The 23,550-nt window shown below is 47.6% G+C and carries 23 protein-coding genes; 5 read left to right on the forward strand and 18 right to left on the reverse strand.

The annotated features are described in order from the left end of the window. Positions 1 to 139: 139 nt before the first annotated feature. From holA to pdhA, 17 genes are all read right to left on the reverse strand, one after another. Positions 140 to 1,165 carry a DNA polymerase III subunit delta gene (holA, locus tag ACRYI5_RS08610; RefSeq protein WP_448224989.1) on the reverse strand — a complete coding sequence of 342 codons (1,026 nt, stop codon included), beginning with the start codon at positions 1,163 to 1,165 and terminating at the stop codon, positions 140 to 142. A 29-nt stretch (positions 1,166 to 1,194) separates the two neighbouring features. Then, entirely contained in the window at positions 1,195 to 3,501 is a 2,307-nt protein-coding gene (locus tag ACRYI5_RS08615; RefSeq protein ID WP_448224990.1) for a DNA internalization-related competence protein ComEC/Rec2, read from the reverse strand. Then, positions 3,501 to 4,010 carry a ComE operon protein 2 gene (locus ACRYI5_RS08620; RefSeq protein WP_448224991.1) on the reverse strand — a complete coding sequence of 170 codons (510 nt, stop codon included), beginning with the start codon at positions 4,008 to 4,010 and terminating at the stop codon, positions 3,501 to 3,503. Before ACRYI5_RS08620 ends, ACRYI5_RS08615 begins: the two co-directional genes overlap by 1 nt. A gap of 49 nt (positions 4,011 to 4,059) precedes the next feature. Next, a complete protein-coding gene (locus ACRYI5_RS08625) occupies positions 4,060 to 4,770 on the reverse strand; it encodes a helix-hairpin-helix domain-containing protein (protein WP_448224992.1) in 711 nt (236 codons plus the stop codon). Positions 4,771 to 4,896: 126 nt separating this feature from the next. Continuing rightward, complete coding sequence (locus ACRYI5_RS08630) at positions 4,897 to 5,937, reverse strand: SepM family pheromone-processing serine protease (protein ID WP_407878767.1); 1,041 nt, start codon at positions 5,935 to 5,937, stop codon at positions 4,897 to 4,899. A gap of 27 nt (positions 5,938 to 5,964) precedes the next feature. Continuing rightward, positions 5,965 to 6,450 (reverse strand): pantetheine-phosphate adenylyltransferase, encoded by a 486-nt coding sequence (coaD, locus tag ACRYI5_RS08635; protein ID WP_448224993.1) that lies wholly within the window; start codon positions 6,448 to 6,450, stop codon positions 5,965 to 5,967. Continuing rightward, positions 6,447 to 7,019, reverse strand: coding sequence for a 16S rRNA (guanine(966)-N(2))-methyltransferase RsmD (rsmD, locus tag ACRYI5_RS08640; RefSeq protein ID WP_407878770.1), 573 nt, complete (start codon positions 7,017 to 7,019; stop codon positions 6,447 to 6,449). Before rsmD ends, coaD begins: the two co-directional genes overlap by 4 nt. Then, a complete protein-coding gene (locus tag ACRYI5_RS08645; RefSeq protein WP_448224994.1) occupies positions 7,016 to 7,672 on the reverse strand; it encodes a YlbG family protein in 657 nt (218 codons plus the stop codon). Before ACRYI5_RS08645 ends, rsmD begins: the two co-directional genes overlap by 4 nt. Before the next feature lie 18 nt (positions 7,673 to 7,690). Continuing rightward, entirely contained in the window at positions 7,691 to 8,860 is a 1,170-nt protein-coding gene (locus tag ACRYI5_RS08650) for an FtsW/RodA/SpoVE family cell cycle protein (RefSeq protein WP_407878774.1), read from the reverse strand. 149 nt (positions 8,861 to 9,009) lie between these two features. After that, positions 9,010 to 10,854 carry a translational GTPase TypA gene (gene typA, locus ACRYI5_RS08655; RefSeq protein ID WP_407878776.1) on the reverse strand — a complete coding sequence of 615 codons (1,845 nt, stop codon included), beginning with the start codon at positions 10,852 to 10,854 and terminating at the stop codon, positions 9,010 to 9,012. Positions 10,855 to 10,962: 108 nt separating this feature from the next. Then, positions 10,963 to 11,742 (reverse strand): inositol monophosphatase family protein, encoded by a 780-nt coding sequence (locus ACRYI5_RS08660; RefSeq protein WP_448224995.1) that lies wholly within the window; start codon positions 11,740 to 11,742, stop codon positions 10,963 to 10,965. A 21-nt stretch (positions 11,743 to 11,763) separates the two neighbouring features. Continuing rightward, positions 11,764 to 12,048, reverse strand: coding sequence for a UPF0223 family protein (locus tag ACRYI5_RS08665; RefSeq protein ID WP_407878779.1), 285 nt, complete (start codon positions 12,046 to 12,048; stop codon positions 11,764 to 11,766). Between the two features lies 1 nt (position 12,049). After that, positions 12,050 to 12,985: a lactate/malate family dehydrogenase gene (locus tag ACRYI5_RS08670; protein ID WP_448224996.1), complete on the reverse strand. Its 936-nt coding sequence runs from the start codon at positions 12,983 to 12,985 to the stop codon at positions 12,050 to 12,052. A 227-nt stretch (positions 12,986 to 13,212) separates the two neighbouring features. Beyond that, positions 13,213 to 14,640 carry a dihydrolipoyl dehydrogenase gene (gene lpdA / locus ACRYI5_RS08675; protein ID WP_448224997.1) on the reverse strand — a complete coding sequence of 476 codons (1,428 nt, stop codon included), beginning with the start codon at positions 14,638 to 14,640 and terminating at the stop codon, positions 13,213 to 13,215. A gap of 7 nt (positions 14,641 to 14,647) precedes the next feature. Next, positions 14,648 to 15,958 carry a 2-oxo acid dehydrogenase subunit E2 gene (locus ACRYI5_RS08680; RefSeq protein ID WP_448224998.1) on the reverse strand — a complete coding sequence of 437 codons (1,311 nt, stop codon included), beginning with the start codon at positions 15,956 to 15,958 and terminating at the stop codon, positions 14,648 to 14,650. Between the two features lie 74 nt (positions 15,959 to 16,032). Next, complete coding sequence (locus tag ACRYI5_RS08685; protein WP_407878783.1) at positions 16,033 to 17,010, reverse strand: alpha-ketoacid dehydrogenase subunit beta; 978 nt, start codon at positions 17,008 to 17,010, stop codon at positions 16,033 to 16,035. A 2-nt stretch (positions 17,011 to 17,012) separates the two neighbouring features. Beyond that, complete coding sequence (gene pdhA, locus ACRYI5_RS08690; RefSeq protein ID WP_407878785.1) at positions 17,013 to 18,131, reverse strand: pyruvate dehydrogenase (acetyl-transferring) E1 component subunit alpha; 1,119 nt, start codon at positions 18,129 to 18,131, stop codon at positions 17,013 to 17,015. Positions 18,132 to 18,643: 512 nt separating this feature from the next. Here pdhA and ACRYI5_RS08695 point away from each other — a divergent pair. Then, positions 18,644 to 19,255, forward strand: coding sequence for a peptide deformylase (locus ACRYI5_RS08695; RefSeq protein WP_407878787.1), 612 nt, complete (start codon positions 18,644 to 18,646; stop codon positions 19,253 to 19,255). Between the two features lie 83 nt (positions 19,256 to 19,338). On the opposite strand, the gene ACRYI5_RS08700 is transcribed toward ACRYI5_RS08695, so the two are convergent. Continuing rightward, positions 19,339 to 19,857, reverse strand: coding sequence for a hypothetical protein (locus ACRYI5_RS08700; RefSeq protein WP_448224999.1), 519 nt, complete (start codon positions 19,855 to 19,857; stop codon positions 19,339 to 19,341). 262 nt (positions 19,858 to 20,119) lie between these two features. On the opposite strand from ACRYI5_RS08700, the gene ACRYI5_RS08705 reads away from it, so the two are divergent. The 4 genes from ACRYI5_RS08705 to ACRYI5_RS08720 all read left to right on the forward strand — a co-directional run bounded on the left by ACRYI5_RS08705 (position 20,120) and on the right by ACRYI5_RS08720 (position 23,546). Further along, positions 20,120 to 20,332, forward strand: a complete 213-nt coding sequence (locus ACRYI5_RS08705) for a DNA-directed RNA polymerase subunit epsilon (protein ID WP_407878790.1) — start codon at positions 20,120 to 20,122, stop codon at positions 20,330 to 20,332. 3 nt (positions 20,333 to 20,335) lie between these two features. Then, positions 20,336 to 22,129, forward strand: a complete 1,794-nt coding sequence (gene rnjA, locus ACRYI5_RS08710) for a ribonuclease J1 (protein ID WP_407878792.1) — start codon at positions 20,336 to 20,338, stop codon at positions 22,127 to 22,129. A gap of 282 nt (positions 22,130 to 22,411) precedes the next feature. Then, positions 22,412 to 23,374, forward strand: a complete 963-nt coding sequence (locus tag ACRYI5_RS08715) for a diacylglycerol/lipid kinase family protein (RefSeq protein WP_448225000.1) — start codon at positions 22,412 to 22,414, stop codon at positions 23,372 to 23,374. Between the two features lie 13 nt (positions 23,375 to 23,387). Further along, a complete protein-coding gene (locus tag ACRYI5_RS08720; RefSeq protein ID WP_448225001.1) occupies positions 23,388 to 23,546 on the forward strand; it encodes a hypothetical protein in 159 nt (52 codons plus the stop codon). Positions 23,547 to 23,550: the final 4 nt, after the last annotated feature.

The raw sequence follows: 23,550 nt of genomic DNA on the forward strand, positions 1-23,550 counted from the left end.
CATTTCTTTGGAAATGACGTTTTTCTTTTGTTAAAAAGCGTGTGTTAAGCTCCGCTTTGAACCACATGCACAAAATATAAAGCGACTGTTCACCCAAACTTTTCTGGGCAAACAGTCGTTTTTTTTGGTATTTGTCTTTTTACGCTGCCTGATTTGTAAATTTCAGCATAAACAGATTAAACAGTAGCTCTGGATCCTGCCGGCTTTGCTTCAACTGGGTCTCGATGTTAATTAACCCAAGAAACGCCCGACTGAGATCACGCTGAGAAAATTGATGGTTACTTTGCATTGCCAATTTGACCCGGTACGGATGCACCTTTAGTTGGCCCGCTAACGTTCCCTGACTGAGTCCTCGACTAGCTAACACCTTTACCTGCAAGAGTAGCCGGAATTGACCCACGAGAACGGCATTGATCCGTAGCGGTTCCTCCCCCGTTGCCAGCAAATCATGATACAGCATGACCGCTGTTGGAACCTGGCGCTTCAACACCGCCGTCACAAGGTCAAAAACATTGTCCGCCAATGATTGGGGAACCAACCCGCTTACTGCTTCACGGTCGATCACCTTACTTTGAACCGCAAAGAGCTCCAGCTTGGTCAAGTTACTCATCATTAACGATAAATCCGCATTCGTTCGCTGAACCAGTAAATTGAGCGCGTCATCCGCCAATTGGTATTGATCTGTTGCCGCCTGATCAATCACTGCTTGGCGGGCCGCTTGTTCCGTGAGCGGAGCCGTTTCGATCGTAACGGCAGCTTTTTTCAAAACTTTCACGATTTTTTTACGCCCGTCCAGTTTTTCATACGGGGCCATTATTACAAAAATAGTCGTTGGCTCTGGATGTTGAATGTAATGTAGTAACGCATCTAAATCATGATCCACCTTGCTCCGGCTTGTTTCGCCGGTTAAAAACCCGGGCTTATCGATCAGTACCAGCCGGTGATCACCGAAAAACGGCATCGACATCGCATCATCTAATGCAACCGCAACTGGGGTTTGCTCCATATCATAACTGCCGACGTTCATTTCAGCTTGCTCAGCCGGAATCACCGCCTTAAACGCATCCCGAACTTCGTTTAGTAAGTAATTTTCCGTTCCTAACACAAGGTACAGTGGTTGCTTATCGCCGTTTAGTAACGCCTTTTTTAATGCTTGAACATCCATCTATTTTCACCACTCCTTACCTAATTTGCTTACGGCGATCCTGCCTGTGGTGTCGTCACTGGTAGCATTGTTTGCCAGTGACCCACCCGTTCCCACCATAAATATGTATAACTGATCATACCAACATCTGCCGTACTAACCGCTGTAACATGATGATTGGCGAGTGTCATTAGCGTTTGTGCTTTGGGATGACCATACCGATTTTTTCGTCCTGCAGAAATTATACCGAACTTTGGCCGCACATGGGTAATAAATTCAGGATCGCTTGCGGTATCGCTACCGTGATGCCCCACTTTAAGGACATCCGTTTGAAGGGTTGGGTACTGTTCGATCACCTGACGTTCACCAGCGCGATCCAGGTCGCCCATAAACAGAAAGCGGGTTCCTTGCTGGATCGTTCCTAAAACCACCGAATCTGCATTTTCACCAGTCCCTGCATGAAAGGGATGATACACGGTAAACGGAAAATTCGGAATGTGTTGCCCTGCCGTCAGTTCAAGCACTGTCGTTCGACCGAGATATGGGGCAATTTTTGTTTGAAAGCCACGCGACATGCGCATGCCGGCCGGAATTGTTAGCCGTTTGACCCGCATTTGTTGTAACAGCACGCCAACATCGCCGATATGGTCTGCATCTTGATGACTACAATTAACGTCATCAATCGTGGTAATCCCCCGACTGTGAAGGTAATTAACCGTCACCCGTGTCACCGTCGCAGAACCGGTTTCACATTGGGCCCACTGAGGCTTTCGAAATGTCAGGTGCCCGCCGGTATCAATGAGTGATACGTGCCGATTAAACGGCGTCCGAACTAAAATGCTATCGCCCTGCCCGATATCAAGAAAACTCACTTCGCCATCCAGCGGATAGTGCAATGCGACCATTCCTAACCCGTAGCAACAACATAATAACCGTAAATATCGGCGCCGCCCCCGCCACGTTGTTTGGTCAACCCGTATCAGTGTTAGTAGTAAGCATAGCCAGGTCAGGATTGTTGGCCATCGACCGATCGTCAATAGTCCTGGCAGACTCCCTAGCCAGTTTGTTAATGCACCAAACCACGTTAGTCCAGTGTTACATCCTTGCGCAATTAGTGGCCACCACGTGCCCACCCCAACACCAATCAACACTAGCGGAAAAACAACGTAGCTAAAGACCGGAATCAATAAGAAGTTAGCCGGTGTACTCAGGACGTGAATTTGAAAAAGACTGTGCAGTAATAGCGGTAAACTTGCTAAGTTCATGAGCCACGTCTGCCACCATCTTTTTTGTGCCCGAACATAAAGCAAGATAAACGCGAGCAGATAGCTCAATTGGCCACCGAGCGTCGTCAAGACTAGTGGTTGGAATAATAACCCACCAATTAACGACCACGACCATGCCGTCAACCCACTCACTGAGCTGTTTGGCCACCGCTGTTGCACAAAGGGCATCAAGACGCTCAATTCACCAATTAGTACCGCCCGAACTAATGTGCTGGCACCGCCCGCGACCACCACGTAGCCGGGCAATAAGGCCGCTAAAATAAGGTTTGTTGTTTCCCGCGTCACACCAGCTAAGGTAAGTAATAGCCGGCACAGTCCGAGTAAGTACACCACGTGCATTCCTGAAATACTAAAGAGGTGAACCAATCCGAGTTCTTTGATTCCTGGTTGTACCTCGTAAAATGATTGTGCAGTGGCCCCCAACAGTAAATTATCCGCATCCATTCTCAATGTTAGTGGTAACCGTTCAAACCGTTGGAGCAGTTGTGCCCGCAAAATATGGGGCCGATCACTGAGCCACTGCCACGGTGAACCGTGATTATCATCATTGACGGTCCATTTTGTGATCCGAAGCTGGTCATGCACTCCTTTGCTTTGCAGCCACCGCCGCCCGTCAAACTGATTTTTGTTCCGCGGACCGGCAACGAGTTGATTGGTCCCAGTGACTGTCCACACAGTCGGTCGTCGTAACCGGGTCATTTTTTGCGCCTGTCCCGCTGACGATAACCGACCAAAAAGTTGAATAACGTGGCCAGTGGCCGTTCTGCCAAGTGCTTTCAACTGGTCACCGCTTACCTGAACACTATCCGGCTGAACACGGACTTGTACCTGACGAACCTGTTCAGTACACCACTGTTGTGCATGGTAGTGATGGTTGCACCACACAAACCACCCTGTCCCGAAACTTCCCACGATAAAAAGCCAAATGACTTGTTTACCCGGATGCCCCAAGAAACAGCACCGAACGCATAAATACACGCACCCGGCAAGGCACCACCACGAATGGAGAAAAACAAGGCCACTCAATAACCCCAATAGAATGGCTAAGAAAATCAGCGGTGGCCGCCGCACTATTGTTCAGTTGGTGCTTTTGTGGCATCGGATTGCAAGAAATCACTAACATGAAAATCAGTCAGGCCGTCCTCAGGTAATCGAACCTGAGTCACTTCAATTTGTTTTAAAGCCACCAGGTGCATTGCGTACGGATCATTATGGTAGTTCCGTAAGTAGTTAATTTTTGTAATGCCAGCCTGAAGCAACATCTTGGTGCACTGTAGACACGGAAAATCCGTCACGTAAATTTCTGCCCCAGCCGTTGCAATCCCAAACTTGGCGCACTGCAAGACCGCATTCATTTCGGCGTGAATGGTTCGTAGACAGTGCCCGTCAACTAAATAATCCCCCACATCCACACAATGATCATCACCGGACACCGATCCATTATAGCCACCCGCAATGACCCGTTTATCACGCACTAAGACCGCGCCAACGGAAAGGCGCTGACAGGTGCTTCGACTTGCTAATAGCACCGCCTGCATCATGAAATACTGATCCCATGGAACCCGCTTTGTTGCTGTCATTTCGTTAGCCTCCTCTTTTGGTTGCATTAAGCCTAAGCCATTCTGTAGTTTACGACAAGCACAAATGTGATTTTAACGTTTGAACCGTCTTTGCCCCAAACCCTGGCACCTTCGTCAGGTCGTCCAGTGTTTTAAACTCACCGTGTGCTGTTCGATAATCAATAATTTTCTGAGCCTTTTTCTCACCCACACCGGTTAACCCCATCAGTTGATCCTTCGTTGCACGATTCAAATTCAGCGACGCCGTACCACCATTACCGGATTCCTGCGCTGGCACCGCACTGGTTGTTCCCGCGTTCGCCGTCCCATTCACCGCGGTTGCTAAATCCGTCGGCACCGTTTCACCCTGCATTGGGACATAGATAACCAGCTGATCCGCAACACGTTGCGCTTGGTTCACCCGATTGATGTCCGCGTCGTGACGAAAGCCCCCTGCCTGTGCAATCACATCAACGATCCGTTGTTGCGCCGCTAAATGAATGACTCCCGGATGATTCACCGCGCCCTTCACCTCAACCGCAACGGTTGTCGCTGATGGTTGAGGTGAGCGGTGAGAAGCCTCATTTACTGATTGGTGCATTGACGTTGCCTTTGGCCGTGACGCAGCCGTCGCCGTTAACGCCGGCTGAGTCACCGCCCCCATTTTAACCGTCATTATCGTTCCAACGATTCCAACAACAATGAGTGTTGTTAAGCCACCCAGTAACCACCACCGGTAGTCACGCCAAGCTGTTTTAAGTGCCCCTTGCCAATCCATCATCTTGTCTGCTCCTTCCATCTTTCAGTCCCATACACTGACATACGGAAATAAACGCACTTTGTTTTTTAAACCAATAAAAAAACGCACGGCCTGCGACCATGCGTTTTGTCCTCAGCTTATCACTGATTAGTGGTGTGTTTGTAAATAATGAACAGCGTCTTTAAAGGAACTCACCGGAACCACTTTCATCCCGGGGGCATACTTTTTCGCCGTCTTCTTTGCTAACTGATAGTTCGTCATGTGATCCGGTTCGTACTTCAGCAGCGCTTTTGTTGGCTTAACGTACGGTGCGAAGAACACCGTTGCGCCGGCATTATGTGCGGCAACGATTTTTTTATCGATCCCGCCAATTTCACCAACAGAACCATCAGCACCGATAGTCCCCGTTCCAGCAATTTTTCGACCATGCCGTAAGTTTTCATTAGTCAGTTGTTGGTAAATCTGAAGACTAAACATCAGTCCACCAGAAGGGCCACCAATTTCACCCGGATTCACTTCTACTGGAACCTTAGTAGTGACCTTGACGTTATCAGTCAGGGTGATCCCAATGCCTGAACGACCACCAGGCAACTTAATGAGTTGCTCCCGTGCCGTCTTTGTTTTGCCATTATGCACGTAGGTCACGGTCACCTTGTCCGTTGGTTTCCGGTTAGCCAGGGCCTTTTGGTAGCCGCTGGCAGAATCATAGTGCACGCCATCAACCTTTGTCACCGTATCGCCCACACTAATTTGCTTCTTAAAGTGTGAAGACTTCGCCACATCCAATACATAAATCCCTAAATATTTTTTGGTGTACGAAGCCCCAGCCGTCTTATAGGCCGTTGCAATTGCTTCGTTAATGGCACTCTGCATGTAAAAGGACTGCACCTTGTCATAGGTTGCACCGCTTTGGCCACCCGTGACATCCGCTGCGTCTTCAATGCTTGCGTGCGGGTCAGCATGCGCCCACAACCAGCTTAACGGCGTTGCCCGTTGCAAATAGACAGAGGTAATCATGAATTTACCCGCTCGTTTATCCGGTCGTGTTGGCATATCCACAAAGTTCTGTAGGTTATCCGCAGTCCCCGGTGTTTCGATGTACGTATTAAGTGGGACAAATCGTAATCCTAATAAGACAAGAATTGTGATGGCACCACCCAGCCACCAGCCAAAACGTCGCTTCTTCATTCAATTACCTCGATTAACATCCATTGTTTATTGCTTATTTTTTTGTTGAAGTCGTGCTAACACTACTGGTGGAACAAATGCGGACACGTCCCCACCAAAATGGGCGATTTCTTTTAAAATACTTGAAGAAATCTGGGCATTCTCTGGTTTAGCAAGCAAAAACACCGATTCAACGTCCGGGGCCAACGTGCTGTTCATGTTGGCAATGTCCCGTTCAAAATTGAAGTCCTGCTCATTTCGAAGCCCGCGAATCAGAAACTGCGCGTGTTGTGCGTGGGCAAATTCAATGGTTAACCCGTCGATTGCCTTCACCTGAACGTTTGCTAAATCAGCGGTAACATCGGCAATCATTGCTTGCTTCTCCGCTAAGTCAAACAACGGTCGTTTTCCCGTATTGGTCGCCACCGCCACGATCACCTGATCAAACAGCTGACTACTCCGCTGAATGATGTCTAAATGACCGTTTGTTAGCGGGTCAAAGCTACCAGGAAAAATTGCAATTCGTTCACTCATGCGGGGGCCTCCGTTTCTGTGTGGAATTCGTAAACCATCACATCCGTAATCCCGTAATCCTTATGGTGGGTTTGTGTAAACCCAGCAAACTGCTCTGGAAGACCAGCGTTCTGATCCGTTTCAGCAATCACCGTTGCCCCATCGTTTAGTAACCCGTGTTCGGCCATAAACGTGAGGTTAGCAATGATCTTCTGCTTTGCATACGGCGGATCCAGCAAGATTAAGTCAAAGGGCTGACCATCACTTGCTAGCCGGCCCAAAACAGCCTCAGAATCGCCCTTGATCACCGTAAAGCGTTCCGGCGCCTTGGTTACCGCAATGTTCTCACGAATCGTTTTAACGGCCTGATATTGGCGATCTACCAAAACTGCTTCATCAATTCCCCGAGAAACAGCTTCAATCGCTAATCCACCGGAACCAGCAAACAAATCAAGTGCCCGGCCCCCATCAAAATATGGGCCGATCATGCTAAACATAGCTTCCTTGACCTTATCTGTTGTTGGCCGGGTCAGTGTCCCCGGCACCGCACTCAACGGTCGGCCACCGAAGTCTCCTGCAACAATTCTCATGAGTCCGCCTCCGTCTGATCATCAGCATCGGCCGCTCCATCATTTTCTGTATGGGTCACAAAATTGGCGTTAACCCCGTGACCAACAAACGGATCAATCACCGGTCGTTCACTCACCATGACCCGCCGCACAAACGACAACTTATTAATGGCTTGCCGATTTTGTTCGATCTGATCTGCGTCCATGTAGATCACAGCATAATGCAGCTTTTTCGAAACGTAGTCAATGTCACCAAAACGACGAAGCTGCCGGACTTGGCGCAGATTACGGACATAGACACTTAGCGCCTGCCGTGGTTGGAGCGTCAATGCCGTTGGTTCATGATCAACAAAGGCATTTGCTAACTCAGCCCGCACAACTGTTTCCGGTTGCGCCACGGGTGCCGCTGCACTAACCGCTTGTGTCTTTGCTGGTTGTGATGTGGCGGCTTGATTATCAGCCGCCTGTGAGGCAACCGGTTGACTCGCGACATCACGGTCGCCCGTCGGTTTCTTATGCCGACGCCGCGGTCGCCGACTGTTAGTTGGTTTTTGTGTTGTCGCTTCGCGGTTAGTTTCTGGCGTTGCTTCTTTCGACCGTGGTCGATGAGACCGGTGCCGCCGTGGTCGCTTTACTACGGGCTTTTTTGCCGTTGTTTCTTGTTGTTCGCTCACTGGAAAACCCCCTTGATTTTATTGATCATCACGTTGGTGGTCACTTAGTCGTAGCCGTTTTTGCCGGGCCGAAATGTTCATCAAAATCCCCATACACATGGATAACATCAGCATTGATGAACCACCATAACTAACAAATGGGAGCGTCACCCCAGTAATTGGCAACGCGCCAACAACGCCACCAACGTTAAACAGTGATTGGATGGTGATCAACGCAGCGATTCCGTAACACACTAAACTTTCGTACATGGTTTCTGCCCGGTTTCCTAAACGAACGGCGCGGTAGGCAATCATGCCAAGCAAAAAGAGAATTCCGAGTACCGCCAGGGCACCGAGTTCTTCACTTGTAACCGCTAAAATAAAGTCCGTATTTGGTTCTGGTAAGTACCCCATTTTCTGAATACTGTTTCCCAGTCCCTTACCTAACAACCCACCATTACTAATGGCATAATACGAGTTGACCAGCTGTCGGCCCACCGTTTTGATGGTCCCGAACGGGTCAACAAAAGCAACAAACCGTTGCAGCTGATAATGTTTCGTCCACAGCGAACTGTTCACATCAATGTGTGACAACGCACTGAGCATCGCGATGTACAGGGCAAAAAAGCCCATCACGATTTCCATTGGCACATTATGTTTGTTTCCACTGGCCATAATGACGATCAAAATAATAAACCAGTCAATCGCAAACCCACCGGTATCCGGTTGAATTAAAATCAATCCGGTCATAATGGCAAACATAATTAGTGGACTGCGCATCGTTCGCCAGTAGTGCTGTTCAAGCCCCTGCTTATGCGAATCCATGTAGTGGGCTAAAAACAAAATGATGTACAACTTCAAAAATTCTTCCGGCTGAATGTTCACCGGCCCAAAATTAATCCAGCCCTTCGCCCCGTTAACTCGTGACCCAATCACAAGCACAGCAACTAGTAGTAAGGCCATAATAATGGTCGCCCATCCAACCAGTCGCATTCGCCGTAAAACGGACAAGCGCATTAAATCAAAGAAAATGGCAAGCCCAAGGCCAATAACAACGTACGCTGCTTGCTTAATCAGATACATACTGGGGGTTGTCCCTGTGGTAAGCGCGACGTTGGTACTGGCTGAATAAACCATGACGATCCCAATAAGGCTCAGGACAATGTAGGGAATAAAAATGTAGTAATCAACGAGCTTTAGTTTTTTCACACCATTTTCCTCACAAAAAAATTCTGTTCACATTATAGCATATGCCCAGCCCGACCAGTGGCCTCGGTGTTAAGCTCGCAACATTTCTTAATAAACCAACAAAAAAACCATTCAGTAAGCGAACTTACCGAATGGTTTTTAGCCGTTAATTAGTCGCGGGCAGCAGCCTTACGACGCTTAGCAGCCTTTTCACGCGCGTTTGTTTCCAAAATTTGTTTCCGCAAACGAACGTTTTCTGGTGTGATTTCACAGTATTCGTCTTCGTTCAAGAATTCAAGTGATTCTTCAAGCGTCAAGTGTGTTGGCGTCTTGATTGAAGCAGTCATATCCTTGTTAGAAGAACGCACGTTAGTCATGTTCTTACCCTTGGTAACGTTAACCGAAATGTCGTTTTCACGACTGTTTTGACCAACGATCATCCCTTCGTACACAGTGGTACCTGGGTCGATGAACAACTGTCCACGATCTTCAACACCCATCATGGCATAAGTTGTGGCCTTCCCTTGGTTAATTGAAACTAAGGTTCCGTTCCGACGACCAGGGTTCCAGTTCTTGATTACTGGCATGTACTTTTCAAAGGTGTGGTTCATAATTCCGTAACCACGCGTCATTGATAAGAATTCAGTGGAGTAACCAATCAGCCCACGTGAAGGGGCCAAGAATTCCAACCGTGTTTGACCGTTACCAGTGTTTTCCATGTTCTTCATTTCACCCTTACGTTGTGAAAGCGTATCGATGATTGAACCAACATATTCTTCTGGTGTGTCAATTTGAACGGCTTCAAATGGTTCTTCCATTGTGCCATCAATTTCACGGTAGATAACTTCTGGACGTGAAGCTTGTAATTCATACCCTTCACGACGCAATGTTTCGATCAGAATTGACAAATGCAATTCCCCACGACCTGAAACCATCCATGCATCTGGTTCATCCGTGTCATCAACACGCAATGAAACATCAGTATGAAGTTCTTGCTTCAACCGTGTTTCAAGTTGACGCGTCGTTACGAACTTACCTTCTTGGCCGGCCAATGGTGAATCATTTGTCCGGAATAACATTTGCAGCGTTGGTTCGTCGATCCGAAGAACTGGCAATGCTTCTTGGTGATCTTGTGGTGTCACAGTTTCCCCGACGTTGATTTCTTCCATCCCTGAAACGGCAATCAAGTCACCAGCTTTGGCTTCGTTAACTTCAACCCGTTGCAACCCAATGAACCCGTATAACTTCGTAACACGGAAGTTTTGCGTTGTTCCATCAAGCTTCATAACGGTAACACTGTCACCAACCTTGATCTTCCCACGGAAAATCCGGCCGATCCCGATCCGACCAACGAAATCGTTGTAGTCCAGCAAGGCAACTTGGAATTGTAATGGTTCGTCTTCGTTGTCAATTGGTGCTGGAATGGTCTTCAAGATGGTGTCGAAGATTGGTTGCATCGTGTGTTCTTGTGAAGCCAAGTCGTCACTGTATGATGACGTCCCGTTCATGGCTGATGCATATAACACTGGGAATTCCAGTTGTTCTTCATCAGCACCTAATTCGATGAACAAATCAAGCACTTCGTCCACGACTTCAGCAGGCCGTGAACCTTCACGGTCAACCTTGTTGATAACAACGATTGGTGTTAAGTGTTGTTCCAAGGCCTTCTTCAGCACGAACCGCGTTTGTGGCATCGTTCCTTCGTAGGCATCGACAATCAACAGCACACCGTCAACCATCTTCATAACCCGCTCAACTTCACCACCGAAGTCCGCGTGTCCTGGGGTGTCCAAAATGTTGATTTGCTTGTCGCCGTACTTAACCGCCGTGTTCTTTGACAAGATCGTGATCCCACGTTCTTGTTCAATGGCGTTCGTATCCATGGCCCGATCAGCAATTTCAGTATGTGAATCCAGTGTATCTGATTGCTTCAGCATTTCATTAACCAGCGTCGTCTTACCGTGGTCGACGTGGGCAATGATGGCAATGTTACGAATATCGTCTCTAGTTTTCAAAGTGTAACTTCCCTTCATTTTTAAATCATTAATTTATTAAACGCAGCTGCCTCTACCGGCCCCGCAAGGCCGCAAAAAAACTGTGACCTCGTATGTCACAGTCCGACATCACGCCGTTTGCATTGCAACAATCATTTGTTGCGCCTGCTTCGTAGCTACTAATACAACGCCATATGATAGCACAGCCGGCGTTTGGCCGTCAACTGTCGACACAACTAAGCCTAACTCTTCGGCCAGAACTCGCCCCGTCGCAAAATCCCATGGTCGGAGGTACGAAATGTAGCAAACGTGTTGGCCTAAAAGGACCCGGGTAAAGGCAATTCCAGCGCTGCCAATCATGCGCATCCCTAAACTTGTTTCGGCAATTTCTTGCATGTGGTTCACATCGTGTTGAACCAGTGGTCCTGATAATCCAGCCAGTCCCTCGGTCAAGGGAAGATTTTCTGGTGCCGACAAACGCTCGTCATTCACCCACACACCAACGTTTTTACCACCATGAAACAACCGGTCCCCCATAACATCACAAAGCCAAGCCGCCTGGCCCACACCATCAACATACAACGATAACATGATGGCAAAGTCTGTGCGTTCTTTAATAAAGTTCATGGTGCCATCCAGCGGGTCAATGATCCACACCCGGCCAGAAAGATCGGTAACGTCATCACCCAACCCTTCTTCACCAAGAATTTGGGCCGTTGGATCAGCCGAACGAATGTGTTCAACAAATTGGCGTTCGTTTTCTTTATCGACCTGCGTTACAAGGTCACGACGGCCGGATTTTTCCTCAACGTCAAGCCGCTGATCAAAATGCCTTAAAATATTTTCACGTGCTTCTTTAATCCAGCCACTAACCGGTTCATCCCATTGAGAAAATTCTGACTGTTCCACGATTCATCGCCCCTTACCTGTTTACTGCTGAATGACTAACCGCCGTGCATGACTATCAGCCGCTTGTTTCATCGTTTGGTAAATGCTGATGCCCGTTTGTTGACTCAACTGTCGGTCGAGCTGACGTTGCTCCCCTTTAGCAGGGATCACCGTCCGAAACGCATTGTACGCCGCTAATAACTGCTCACGGTCAACGCCGCCTTCGTTTGCTTCCAGAACGAGCTCATACAGCTTTGTCACCGTCACGATTTCATCCGTTGACCACGCTGGGTCAATGGGGAAATCAATATTTTCATTTGTCTTCACGTTACGCCTCCTGTCCTAGCCCACCAGTTTCAATGTCATGTGTTGCTTCACGAACGACATCACTAATGTCGTCAAGTTCGCGTTGCTCCACATCTGAATACGTCACATCAACCAATTTTGACACGCCGGCCGCATTCAACCGAACCGGCGTGCTCAACGGTAAGGTCTGTCCATCCATTGTGGTTAGTAAGTTCGTCAGTGTCCCAACAAGTGGCCGTTCCAAGAATAGTCCTTGGATCACCCGAATCACCGCTTGTGCCCGAACCACATCGTTACTGGAAATGACGGCTTCGTTTAACCGTTGCTCAATGTCCCCTAGTTGGGCAGCATCAAAATTGATGTCCTCGTTTGCCATTAATGAAAGCACCGGAACCGGGCCAACGGTTGACCGACTCCAGGCAACCACGTGCTGACTGGCGATTCCAATAACATAGGCGTGTAACGCCGTTAAGTTAACGTTAAACGCTTTGGCTAACGTCGTTGTTAGAATGTGGGAATGGGCCAACGTGCCGATCCCAATACAGTTAGCGGCGCTAATCCCGGAAAAGCGCTGTGCAAAGTACGTTAATAAGCCATCATATTGCCCAGCAACCACGATTTTCCCCGTAAAGCCCTGCGCCATCGCTTCACGCATCAATTCACGAATCACCGGCAAACTGGCTGCCAGCGTCTCATCACGCGATGCTTCTGGTGCCATTGCAACAACATCCCCGATAACGACTGCATCCGCCGTTACTAAATCCGTTGCGGTTCCCGTTGTTAAATCAACGTTCATACTGCTGGCACCAGCAACCCGGGCTGCCTCCAACTGTTGCGCCGTTGTTGCATCCGCCGAATCCATTACAGCAACCGTCATTGCTTCGTTCAACATCAGCAACGACGTGACCAGTGTTTCATTAAACGATCCCGTTCCGTACACCACTATTTTAGGTTTCATAAAACCATCCCTTATTTGACTTATTCAAGCCCGCGAATTCACATCGCGTACCCCCAGATTAAGGTGCAATCAGTTATAAGTAATTTTACCCAAGCCGCCCCGAATAGCAAGTGATTCCGCCATTAAACCACGTTATTCACGCCAATTTTGTCACTTATTGTTGACTCAAAACGACTCGCGGCCACAAAAAAAGATGCCGTTACCGACATCTTTTTGAGCGTCATTTTTTAAACGTGAGTTGGGAAACCGATCGCAATATCAGCAGCTTCTGCAATTGGTTCACTCAACGTTGGGTGTGGATGAATGGTCAACGCCACATCCTCAGCGTTCATGTGTGAGTTAACGGCTAAACTTAATTCAGCAATTAAATCACTGGCGTCTGGGCCAACCACTTGGGCACCAACGATGGTGTTATCATCCTTGGTTGTCACTAAGCGAACAAACCCATCTGCTTCATCCATAGAAACGGCCCGCGCATTCCCAGCAAATGGGAATTTCGCCGTTGCAACATTTAAGCCGGCTTCCTTCGCTTCTGCTTGGGTGTACCCAACAGAGGCTAACTCTGGATCAGCAAAACAAACGGCTGGGACGCTTACGTAATCATTGGCAGTATGTTGGCCGGCAATGGCACCAACGGCCACTTTTGCGTTAAAGAAGGCCTTATGTGCCAACGCTGGTCCGTTATTGACAATATCACCGATCGCATAAATGTGTGGTGAGGCTGTCCGGCCCTGATCGTCAACGTCAACAAAACCACGTTTGTCGAGCTTAACGTCCGTAAATTCTAGTCCAAGGTTGTCCGTGTTTGGTTTCCGGCCAACCGTGACCATGCAGTAATCCGCCTTTAACGTCTTTGCAACGCCGTCCACTTCATACGTTACTGTAACGGAACCGTCGTCTTGTTCTGACTTCTTCGCCATGGCATTCGTCACAACATCAACGTTCTTTGCCTTCAAGTTCTTCAGAACAACGGCAACCATGTCTTTTTCAAAGTTAGGCAGGATAGATGGTGTTCCTTCAAGGATGGTGACATGGGCGCCCAAGTTGGCGTAAGCACCAGCTAATTCAGTCCCCACGTAACCACCACCAATAACAACCAATTCCTTAGGGATTTCTGGCAAGTTTAACCCACCAGTTGAATCCACAACACGACCTTCAAACTTAAAGTTAGGAATTTCAACGGGACGTGAACCAGACGCGATGATCAAGTCTTTAAACGCAATCGTCCGGCCAGTGTCACGGCTCATGAATTGCTTTGGACCTGGTGCGATGACCCGTAATTGGGTATCACTATCAAGTGTTGCTTCCCCACGGATCACTTCAACCTTGTGCTTTTTCAGCAACATGGCAACCCCACTCGTCATGCGGTCAACCACTTTGGTTTGTTTCCATTCTTGCGTTTTAGCGAAGTCGATTTTGGCACCCGTACTTGTGATCCCGTACGTTTCAGCACCCTTAGCTTCTTGCAAACGGTGACCAGCTTGAATTAAAGCTTTTGATGGCACACAGCCGACGTTTAAACAGACACCACCAAGCGTTTCAGACTGTTCGATCACCGTAACTTGTTGACCCAATTCTGCTGCGCGGATGGCAGCAACATACCCACCAGGGCCAGCACCAATGATTACTGTTTCCTTTTGTTCTACATCAGCCATTATTCAATCATCCCTCCATTAACAGCATGTCTGGGTCGTGCAATAATTGCTTCAACTCATTCAGCGCACGTTGAGCAGTTGCACCATCGATCAAACGGTGATCGTAACTCAAGGACAGCTTTAACATGTTTCCGATAACGATTTCGCCATCTTCGTTGACAATTGGTTCCTTCGCGATCTTACCAACACCCAAAATGGCAACTTCTGGGTAGTTGATGACTGGTGTAAACCAACCACCACCGATTGACCCAACGTTACTGATGGTGATGGAACCACCACTCATTTCGTCAGCGGACAGCTTGTTTTCTTGGGCCTTTTGCGTATTGTCCGTAATTTCCTTGGCAATCGCAAACATGCCTTTAGCATCCGCATTCTTAACGTTTGGTACATACAAACCGTGATCTGTATCAGTTGCAATCCCGATGTTGTAGTAGTGTTTGTAAACAATTTCCTGCGTGCTGTCATCAATGGATGCGTTCAGCGTTGGGAAGTCCTTCAAAACGGCAACTAAGGCTTTGGCAATGTATGGCAGGAAGGTCAAATGAATGTCGCGGTCTGCGGCAGCAGCCTTGTACTTCTTCCGGTTTGCCATCAAAGCCGTTACATCAACATCATCAAATGATGTAACGTGTGGTGCGGTGTGCTTAGACGTTACCATGGCCTTAGCAATGGCTTTCCGCGTCATTGACATTGGTTCACGCGTTTCAAGGTCAGGTGTTGCAGAAACGTATGGCTTGATTGGTGCAGCAGCCGTGTCGCTCGCAGGCACTGGTGCGGCTGGTGTTGCTGGCGCAGCAGCTGGTGCAACGCCACCATTCTTTGCAGCGTCAACGTCAGTCTTCAAGACCTGACCATGCTTACCAGATGCAGCGACCAAGGTAATGTCCACGTTGTTGTCACGAGCATATTGTCGAACTGATGGCATTGCCAAAACAAGTTTGTTTGGATCGCTCAAAACTGGGTTGGCACTGGTTGGTGCAGCAGGTGCTGCCGGTGCTTCTGCAACAGGTGCAGCTGGCGCTGGCGTTTCTGCTGGTGCAGCTGGTGCTTCAGCCGGTGTGTCATCACCAGTATCAGCAGAGCCATCATCAATTTCGACCAGGACATCACCAATCTTGGCTGTTTCTCCTGCTTGCATAAAGATTTTTTTGACGGTTCCAGAAACAGGTGATGGTAATTCAGAAACAGACTTATCGTTTTGGATTTCCACTAAGGTTTCGTCTTCAGCAACCTTGTCGCCTTCTTTAACATCCCAAGCGGCAATTTCACCTTCGGCCATCCCTTCACCAAGTTCTGGTAGTTTGAATTTATAGGACATGGAAAATCTTCCTTTCATCGAATTAACAGGTCAATGCCTGTTTGATCGTTTAAACGATCATGATCAGGACCAGATTAGTACGTGAGCACTTCGCGAACCTTAGTTTCAATTTCGGCAGCGTCTGGAATCCAGTCGTCTTCGGCCAGTGCAAATGGATAAACGCTGTCTGGTGCGGCAACCCGGCCAATTGGAGCGTCCAATGACATGATGGCATTCTCAGCAATGTCAGACACAACGGTTGCGCCGACCCCTGCCATGCGTTGTGCTTCTTGAACAACAACAACGTGGTGTGTCTTGTCAACAGACTTAAAGATCGTTTCTGTGTCGATTGGTGACAGTGAAACTAAGTCGATAACTTCAACAGAAATCTTTTCCTCAGCTAACTTATCAGCAACCTTCAGTGCTTCGTTCACTTCAGCACTGTACGCAACAACGGTAACATCCGTTCCTTCACGCACAATTTTAGCCTTATCCAACGGAACCGTGTACTTACCATCTGGCACATCAGCCTTCATGGACCGGTACAGTTTCAAGTTTTCCATGAACAATACAGGGTCGTTATTTTCAACTGCGGAAATAATCAAGCCCTTGGCGTCATAAGGATTAGATGGTGTTACAACCCGTAATCCTGGTACACCAGTAAAGAAGTTTTCCAAGTTATCGGAATGCATTTCAGCGGTATGCGTCCCACCACCAAATGGTGTCCGAATGGTGATTGGCATGTTCTTTGTGTTACCAAAGCGGAATCGTGTCCGGGCCATTTGACCGGCGATGGAGTCGATTGCTTCAAACGTAAAGCCCATGAATTGGATTTCAGGGAGTGGGCGCCAGCCAGTTGCAGCTAATCCCATTGCTAATCCTAAAATTCCAGATTCAGCTAATGGTGTATCGAAGACCCGGTCTTCACCATACTTGTCCTGTAAGCCCTGGGTTGTCCGGAACACACCACCATTTTTCCCGACATCTTCACCGAAGATTAACGTCTTGTCATCGTCGCTTAGGACTTGATCAAGTCCGTCAGTAATCGCTTGAATATAAGTTTTCGTAGCCATGATTACTTCGACTCCTTTGCTTCAAATTCGGCAATTTGCGCCTTGATGTTCGGAGTTGGTACTTCGAACGTATTCTTTAACATTTCAACGTTGGTTTGCTTTGGTTCTGCATCCGCAGCCTTCAATGCAGCCTTAAAGTCAGCTTTGCATGCGTCGACATAGTCACTTTCTTGTTGATCAGACCATAAGCCCTTATCTGTCAGCACTTTCCGTAACCGAATCAATGGGTCTTCATCATGCCACGGTTTTTCTTCTTCTTTACTCCGGTAACGCGATGGGTCATCACCAGCGGAACTGTGAGCACCATACCGGTACGTTAAGGTTTCAATTAAGACTGGTCCGTTCCCTGCTGCCGCATAGTCACGGGCAGCTTTTGAAACAGCGTAAACGGCCAAAACATCCATCCCATCAACTTGAACAGATGGAATTCCGGCAGCGACAGCTTTTTGAGCCAGTGTCTTCGCAGCTGTTTGCTTTGCACGTGGAACAGAAATGGCAAAACCGTTATTTTGAACAAAGGCAACAAGTGGTGCTTGGAAAGCCCCAGCAAAGTTTAATCCTTCGTACGTGTCCCCTTGCGATGTCCCACCATCACCGGTGTAAACAAAGGCGACGTTCTTTTCACCGTTCTTTTTAATTCCTAGAGCAGCACCGGCAGCTTCAACATACTGTGCACCGATAATGATCTGTGGCATCCAAGCACGATATTTTTCATCATAAATATTGCCAAGAACATGACCACGTGACCATAAGTACCCTTTTTCAACTGAACCACCATGTTGAATTAATTGAGGAAGGTCACGGTAAGCAGGGAATAAGAAGTCTTGGGGTTCAAATGCTGAAACACTCCCCATTTCACTTGCTTCTTCACCAGCCGTTGGGGCGTAAAAGCCTAACCGACCTTGACGTGAAAAGCTCATTGTTTGTTCATGCAATGCACGTTCCCATACCATTTTCTTCATGAAATCAACCAATTGGTCATTGCTGAAACTATCAAAGACCTCTTGATTAACGACTTTGGCAGAACTGTCTAATACTTGCACCGTCTTATAATCACTGCCTTGGTTATTTTTAATTGCAGCGAAATCGACAATTGCCGTTGATGAATCGTTGTTTGCCATAATGCACACATTCCTTTCCTTTATCTGATGACAGCTGTTCATTCGCCCAGTGTCTAATATTTCTCATAAGCAAATGTATGCGCTTTCATCTTTCGTAATTTATTGTACCGCTTTGCAGAATCCGTTTGCAAGGGTTTTCAGTCTCGTTAATCTGTTCACAATAGATCAGGCAGCCACCTGCGACTTTGTGAAGCTTTCGGACAGTTTTTGCTAAATTTGTCTAACAAATAAACCGTATCCGCGTCAGGTCACGATTTTTACTCTTTTCCTTGAACGGTTAACAGGGCTCAACCATTTCTTTCATCCCTTTCCATTTTCACAAGCATCCCCAAACCAGCCGTGAATCACCCACTAATTCAACTGAAAATTACGGTGAAACAATCCGCATTGTTTGTTGTTTCACTTAGCAATTAACAAAATCATGGGCGGCCACATTCAATTAAGATGGGTAGTAGTCCCATTTTCACGCATATGCTACACTAGTATGCAGAACTACTCGAGGAGGAACGAACGTGATATTAATGAACAACATTATTCGGGATGGTAACCCCACTTTGCGAAAACAGGCGGCTAAGGTTACCTTTCCTTTAAGTGAGGAGCACCGCCAGCTTGCTGCTGACATGATGGAATATTTGGAAGTTAGCCAAAATCCTGACCTCGCTGAAAAGTATAAGCTCCGGGCCGGTGTCGGTTTGGCCGCACCACAAGTGGATGTTTCCATTCAGATGGCTGCCGTCTTGGTTCCCTCCCCGGTTGAACCAGAGGATCCTGAAAACCACGACGATATCGTCAAGGCTGCCCAAGAAGCACAAGATAACCCAATCTTTAAAGACGTGATCATCAATCCCGTTATCGTTAGCCAATCAGTTCAAGCTGGTGCACTATCTGAGGGTGAAGGTTGTTTATCCGTTGATGAAGATCGGCCTGGCTATGTTCCCCGTGCTGACCGGATCACCCTTCGGTACCAAGATGTTGACGGTGAGACTCACTCGATTCGGCTGAAGAATTACCCAGCCATTGTTTGCCAACATGAAATTGATCATTTACACGGCACCTTGTTCTATGATCACATTAATCATGAACATCCCTTCGCCGCTGATGATGGCACCATTTTAATTGGTTAACCCACGCCACAGCTATTAATAATGAACAATCAAAAATGGCAACGACCCAGATAATGTAGGTCGTTGCCATTTTTATTTGTTCATTAATCCTGTTTTTCTTGGGTGGGAACTTCAGAAGCATTAAGACGTTTTAAATCCCGAATGTACTCGACGGTCGCCTCATTCATTAGGTACGCGACATCGACATGCCATTGGTCTTCAAAGAGCCATAGATCTGTAACCACAAACGTTGGTGAGTCTGCTGAATAACGGGTAACCTCATGTTTACCCGCGTATTCACCCAGTGCATTATTCAACTGCCGGCGCAGCATTGGCAATTGAGCAGGCGTTAGCCCGTCACCCACAATGGTAAATTCAAACGCCATAACGCCCCGGCCCCAAACATCCGCGACAGTTTGGGCCACCGTATAGTGATCCTGCCCCTCACTTAACGTGGCCTCTCTTGCTAACTGTTGCAACGCTTGTGAAACTGCCGCCTCTGTCGTCGCCTGGGCATCATCTCTCACGATGGTCGTGGCTCGACGAACAATGAGTTGATGAATGTAATGGTAGACCAAGTATGCAACACCAACACCGACAATAATCGTAATTGTTAATGTCATCGACTATCACCCTTCCTGTTTTCCCTTTAATTCTACCATAATTACATCCCAGCCCCATCAGTTTCGGTTTGCCCCGCATGGCAACGACCCCCGTTTGGTGTACATCCCCAAAGGGCTATGGTAAACTAAAAGACAAATGTTGTGGCGACACAACCGCTGTTCGGGATAAAACACCTTAATTTTTGAGCAATGCTGCCGTGGGTCATTTGCGGACGGTGTTGTTTTGATTACACAAATTAATTTATAGAGGAGAATAATTACCATGATTTTTAAGGTTTACTACCAAGATACAAAGATTCGGAACCCAAAACGAGAAGACACACGTTCCCTATACGTTGAAGCTGATAACGAAGCTGCTGCCATGAGCACTGTTTCTGAAAACACAGCGTACAACGTGGAATTCATTGAAGCACTTGAAGGCAACGCTTTAGAATACGAGCAACAGAGCGCTAACTACAAGTTAACGGAGTTTTAGCTTATGGCAAAGCTCAACATTAAGAACAACGAAACCGCCGTTTACGCCATTGGTGGTCTGGGCGAAATCGGTAAAAACACGTACGGCATTCAATTCCAAGATGAAATCATCGTTATTGATGCCGGAATTAAGTTTCCTGAAGACGAATTGCTCGGGATTGACTATGTCATTCCAGACTATTCCTTCCTTAAACAAAACGAATCAAAAATTAAGGCGTTAGTCATTACTCACGGACATGAAGACCACATCGGTGGGATCCCTTACTTACTACAGCAAATCAATGTGCCAATTTACGCAGGTCCCCTGCCAATGGCCTTGATCAAAAATAAGCTTGAAGAACACGGCTTGTTGCAAACAACGGAGCTTCACGAAATTGATGAAGACACGGTGTTGAAGTTCCGAAAGACAAGCGTTTCATTCTTCCGGACAACCCACAGTATCCCTGATACACTGGGTGTTGCGGTTAAGACACCATCTGGAACAATTGTTCAAACCGGGGACTTTAAGTTTGACTTGACCCCCATCAACACCCCCTCACCAAACTTACAAAAGATGGCTCGTTTAGGTGAAGAAGGCGTCTTGTGTCTTCTTTCTGATTCCACGAATGCCGAACGGCCAAACTTCACGAAGTCTGAACGGTGGGTCAGCGACTCCATTCACAGTTTGTTTGATAAGATCGATGGGCGGATCATCTTCGCCACCTTTGCGTCAAACATTTCCCGGATCGAACAGGCTGCTTCTGCTGCCCTTGAACACCACCGGAAAATTGCTGTCTTTGGTCGATCAATGGAAGCCGCATTAGTAAACGGTCGTGAACTTGGTTACCTTAACATTCCCGATGACATGCTCGTTGACGCCAGCGAACTTCGTCATTTGCCGGCTGAGGAAACCCTGATCCTTTGTACCGGTTCCCAGGGTGAACCCATGGCCGCCCTCTCCCGTATTGCCAACGGAACGCACCGGCAAATTTCAATCCAGCCAAACGATACGGTTATTTTCTCAAGTAACCCCATCCCTGGTAACACAACCAGTGTGAACCGCGTAATCAATGAACTGGAAGAAGCCGGTGCCGAAGTGATTCATGGTGCGATCAACAACATTCACACCTCTGGTCACGGTGGTCAGGTGGACCAGGAACTGATGCTCCGGTTAATCAAGCCGAAGTACTTCATGCCAATTCATGGTGAGTACCGGATGCAAAAGATTCACACGCAGTTAGCGGCGTTGTGTGACGTTCCTGAAGATCATTCGTTCATCTTGGAAAACGGGGACGTCCTCGCCCTCACCGCTGATTCTGCCCGCGTTGCTGGTCATTTCACTGCTGGTGACGTTTACGTGGATGGTAATGGCGTTGGTGATATCGGTAACGTTGTGCTCCACGACCGGCAAATGCTGTCTGAAGAAGGCCTTGTGGTCGTTGTTGCAACCATTGACTTAAAAAACAAGGAAATTCAGGCTGGTCCTGACTTGTTGAGTCGTGGTTTCGTCTACATGCGTGAATCTGGCGACATGATCAACGAAGGTCGGCGTCGCGTCTTTAGAACGATTCGACGCGCCATGAAGGATGATCACGCAACAGAAGCTTCCATCCGCACTGCCATCATTGACGATTTACAAACTTTCTTATATGAAAAGACAGAACGTCATCCGTTGATCTTGCCTGAACTCATCATGACAAGTACAAACAAAGCAGCTGTCTCAACAAATAAAAAAGCAACCGCTAAACCAGCTGCTCAAAAGACACACCGTGCTCGTGGTGCTAAGGCTAAAGAAACGGTTGAAGCAACCGAAGACTAAACCGTTAATGCCACTATGGATCTCCATCAACATTTAACGTAAATGCCTGCTTTCCTACATTTAGGAAAGCAGGCATTTTTTAGTCTAGACAGCGTTACTTATTCGTCAAGGACAACCCTTATGCCATCTCAACATTATTTGGTATTCTATTATTCTGAACAATTATTTAGCTGCGAACGCCGTTAACTTTAAGAAACACTAAACAAAACGAACACTTAACGTTCTGTTCGTAACATTTTTGTATACTAATTGTAATAATATGTCGCATTGTGAGGAAACAACATGAACCGCCACTTTTACATTATCTTAAACCGCCACGCCGGTCAGGGCCATGCAGCCGATGTCTGGACGACGATTGCCGCTGAATTAGCGCGCCAATCCGTAGACTACACGCTTGCCGAAACAGAATATGCTGGTCACGCAACCTTATTAGCGGAACAATTCGCTAAACATCATCAGGAATCAACCGTTACAGAGGTTGTTCTGGTCGTTGGTGGTGACGGGACGCTTAATCAAGTATTAAACGGTCTTCAGGACGCTCATAGCGCCCACCAACTCCCCATCGCCTACATTCCGGCCGGTTCAGGTAATGACTTTGCTCGTGGTGCCCACATTAGCCAAGAGCCACTCACAGCGTTAAACCAAGTTTTGGCAGCCAGTGCCCCACAAGCCTTAGACATTGGTCGCTATGAAGAAACAATCAAAAAAGAGCGGCGCTATTTCGTTAATAACGTTGGGATTGGTTTTGATGCCGCCATTGTGAGTGCTGCTAACCATAGTACGGATAAAAAAACGCTTAACCGAATGCACATGGGAAACCTCGCCTATTTGCGCCAAATTTTTCACGTTCTTGGCCAACAGGATAGTTTTCCGGTCACCGTGCACATCGGTACGCGCCGCGAAATTTTCCCAAACGGGTTTCTTGTCACCACCAGCAATCATCCCTACTTTGGCGGTGGTGTACCCATCTTGCCTAATGCAACGGTTAAAGACGGCCAGTTATCGTTAATTGTAGTGGAGAAACTTTCTTGGCCGCGTTTTGCATTTCTCTTTAGTTTGATTCCCACAGGCCGCCATTTGCGGTTCAAGGCTGTTCATCAATATAAGGCTCGCGAAATTCACCTCACTGTCTCAGCGCTCGAATTTGGTCAGGTCGACGGTGAGGAGATGGGCACCCGCTTCTTTGATATTTACTTAATGATTGATCAATACCCGTTTTGGTTTACGGAAACAACCGCCCATTAGAAAGTGTGACCACATGATTTCAACAATCCGCGCCTTAACTGCTGGTTTATACGGGAGTGCCATCGGAGACGCCCTCGGCCAGCCTGCACAATTTAATTCCTTTGCAGATCAACAGACCCACCCGGTTACAGAAATGGCCGTTGGTGTCTATGACACACGCCCCGGTACCTAGTCTG

The sequence above is a fragment of the Furfurilactobacillus sp. WILCCON 0119 genome, from assembly GCF_053471565.1.

What these genes read in the sequence shown, in the direction of transcription:
- ACRYI5_RS08705 (WP_407878790.1), top strand. Translation starts at nt 20,120, where the DNA reads ATGATTTTTAAGGTTTACTACCAAGATACAAAGATTCGGAACCCAAAA.
- ACRYI5_RS08670 (WP_448224996.1), bottom strand. Translation starts at nt 12,985, where the DNA reads ATGAAACCTAAAATAGTGGTGTACGGAACGGGATCGTTTAATGAAACA.
- ACRYI5_RS08630 (WP_407878767.1), bottom strand. Translation starts at nt 5,937, where the DNA reads ATGAAGAAGCGACGTTTTGGCTGGTGGCTGGGTGGTGCCATCACAATT.
- coaD (WP_448224993.1), bottom strand. Translation starts at nt 6,450, where the DNA reads ATGAGTGAACGAATTGCAATTTTTCCTGGTAGCTTTGACCCGCTAACA.
- ACRYI5_RS08720 (WP_448225001.1), top strand. Translation starts at nt 23,388, where the DNA reads ATGATTTCAACAATCCGCGCCTTAACTGCTGGTTTATACGGGAGTGCC.
- ACRYI5_RS08715 (WP_448225000.1), top strand. Translation starts at nt 22,412, where the DNA reads ATGAACCGCCACTTTTACATTATCTTAAACCGCCACGCCGGTCAGGGC.
- ACRYI5_RS08620 (WP_448224991.1), bottom strand. Translation starts at nt 4,010, where the DNA reads ATGACAGCAACAAAGCGGGTTCCATGGGATCAGTATTTCATGATGCAG.
- pdhA (WP_407878785.1), bottom strand. Translation starts at nt 18,131, where the DNA reads ATGGCAAACAACGATTCATCAACGGCAATTGTCGATTTCGCTGCAATT.
- lpdA (WP_448224997.1), bottom strand. Translation starts at nt 14,640, where the DNA reads ATGGCTGATGTAGAACAAAAGGAAACAGTAATCATTGGTGCTGGCCCT.
- ACRYI5_RS08700 (WP_448224999.1), bottom strand. Translation starts at nt 19,857, where the DNA reads ATGACATTAACAATTACGATTATTGTCGGTGTTGGTGTTGCATACTTG.
- ACRYI5_RS08685 (WP_407878783.1), bottom strand. Translation starts at nt 17,010, where the DNA reads ATGGCTACGAAAACTTATATTCAAGCGATTACTGACGGACTTGATCAA.
- rsmD (WP_407878770.1), bottom strand. Translation starts at nt 7,019, where the DNA reads ATGAGAATTGTTGCAGGAGACTTCGGTGGCCGACCGTTGAGTGCGGTG.
- holA (WP_448224989.1), bottom strand. Translation starts at nt 1,165, where the DNA reads ATGGATGTTCAAGCATTAAAAAAGGCGTTACTAAACGGCGATAAGCAA.
- rnjA (WP_407878792.1), top strand. Translation starts at nt 20,336, where the DNA reads ATGGCAAAGCTCAACATTAAGAACAACGAAACCGCCGTTTACGCCATT.
- ACRYI5_RS08680 (WP_448224998.1), bottom strand. Translation starts at nt 15,958, where the DNA reads ATGTCCTATAAATTCAAACTACCAGAACTTGGTGAAGGGATGGCCGAA.
- ACRYI5_RS08625 (WP_448224992.1), bottom strand. Translation starts at nt 4,770, where the DNA reads ATGATGGATTGGCAAGGGGCACTTAAAACAGCTTGGCGTGACTACCGG.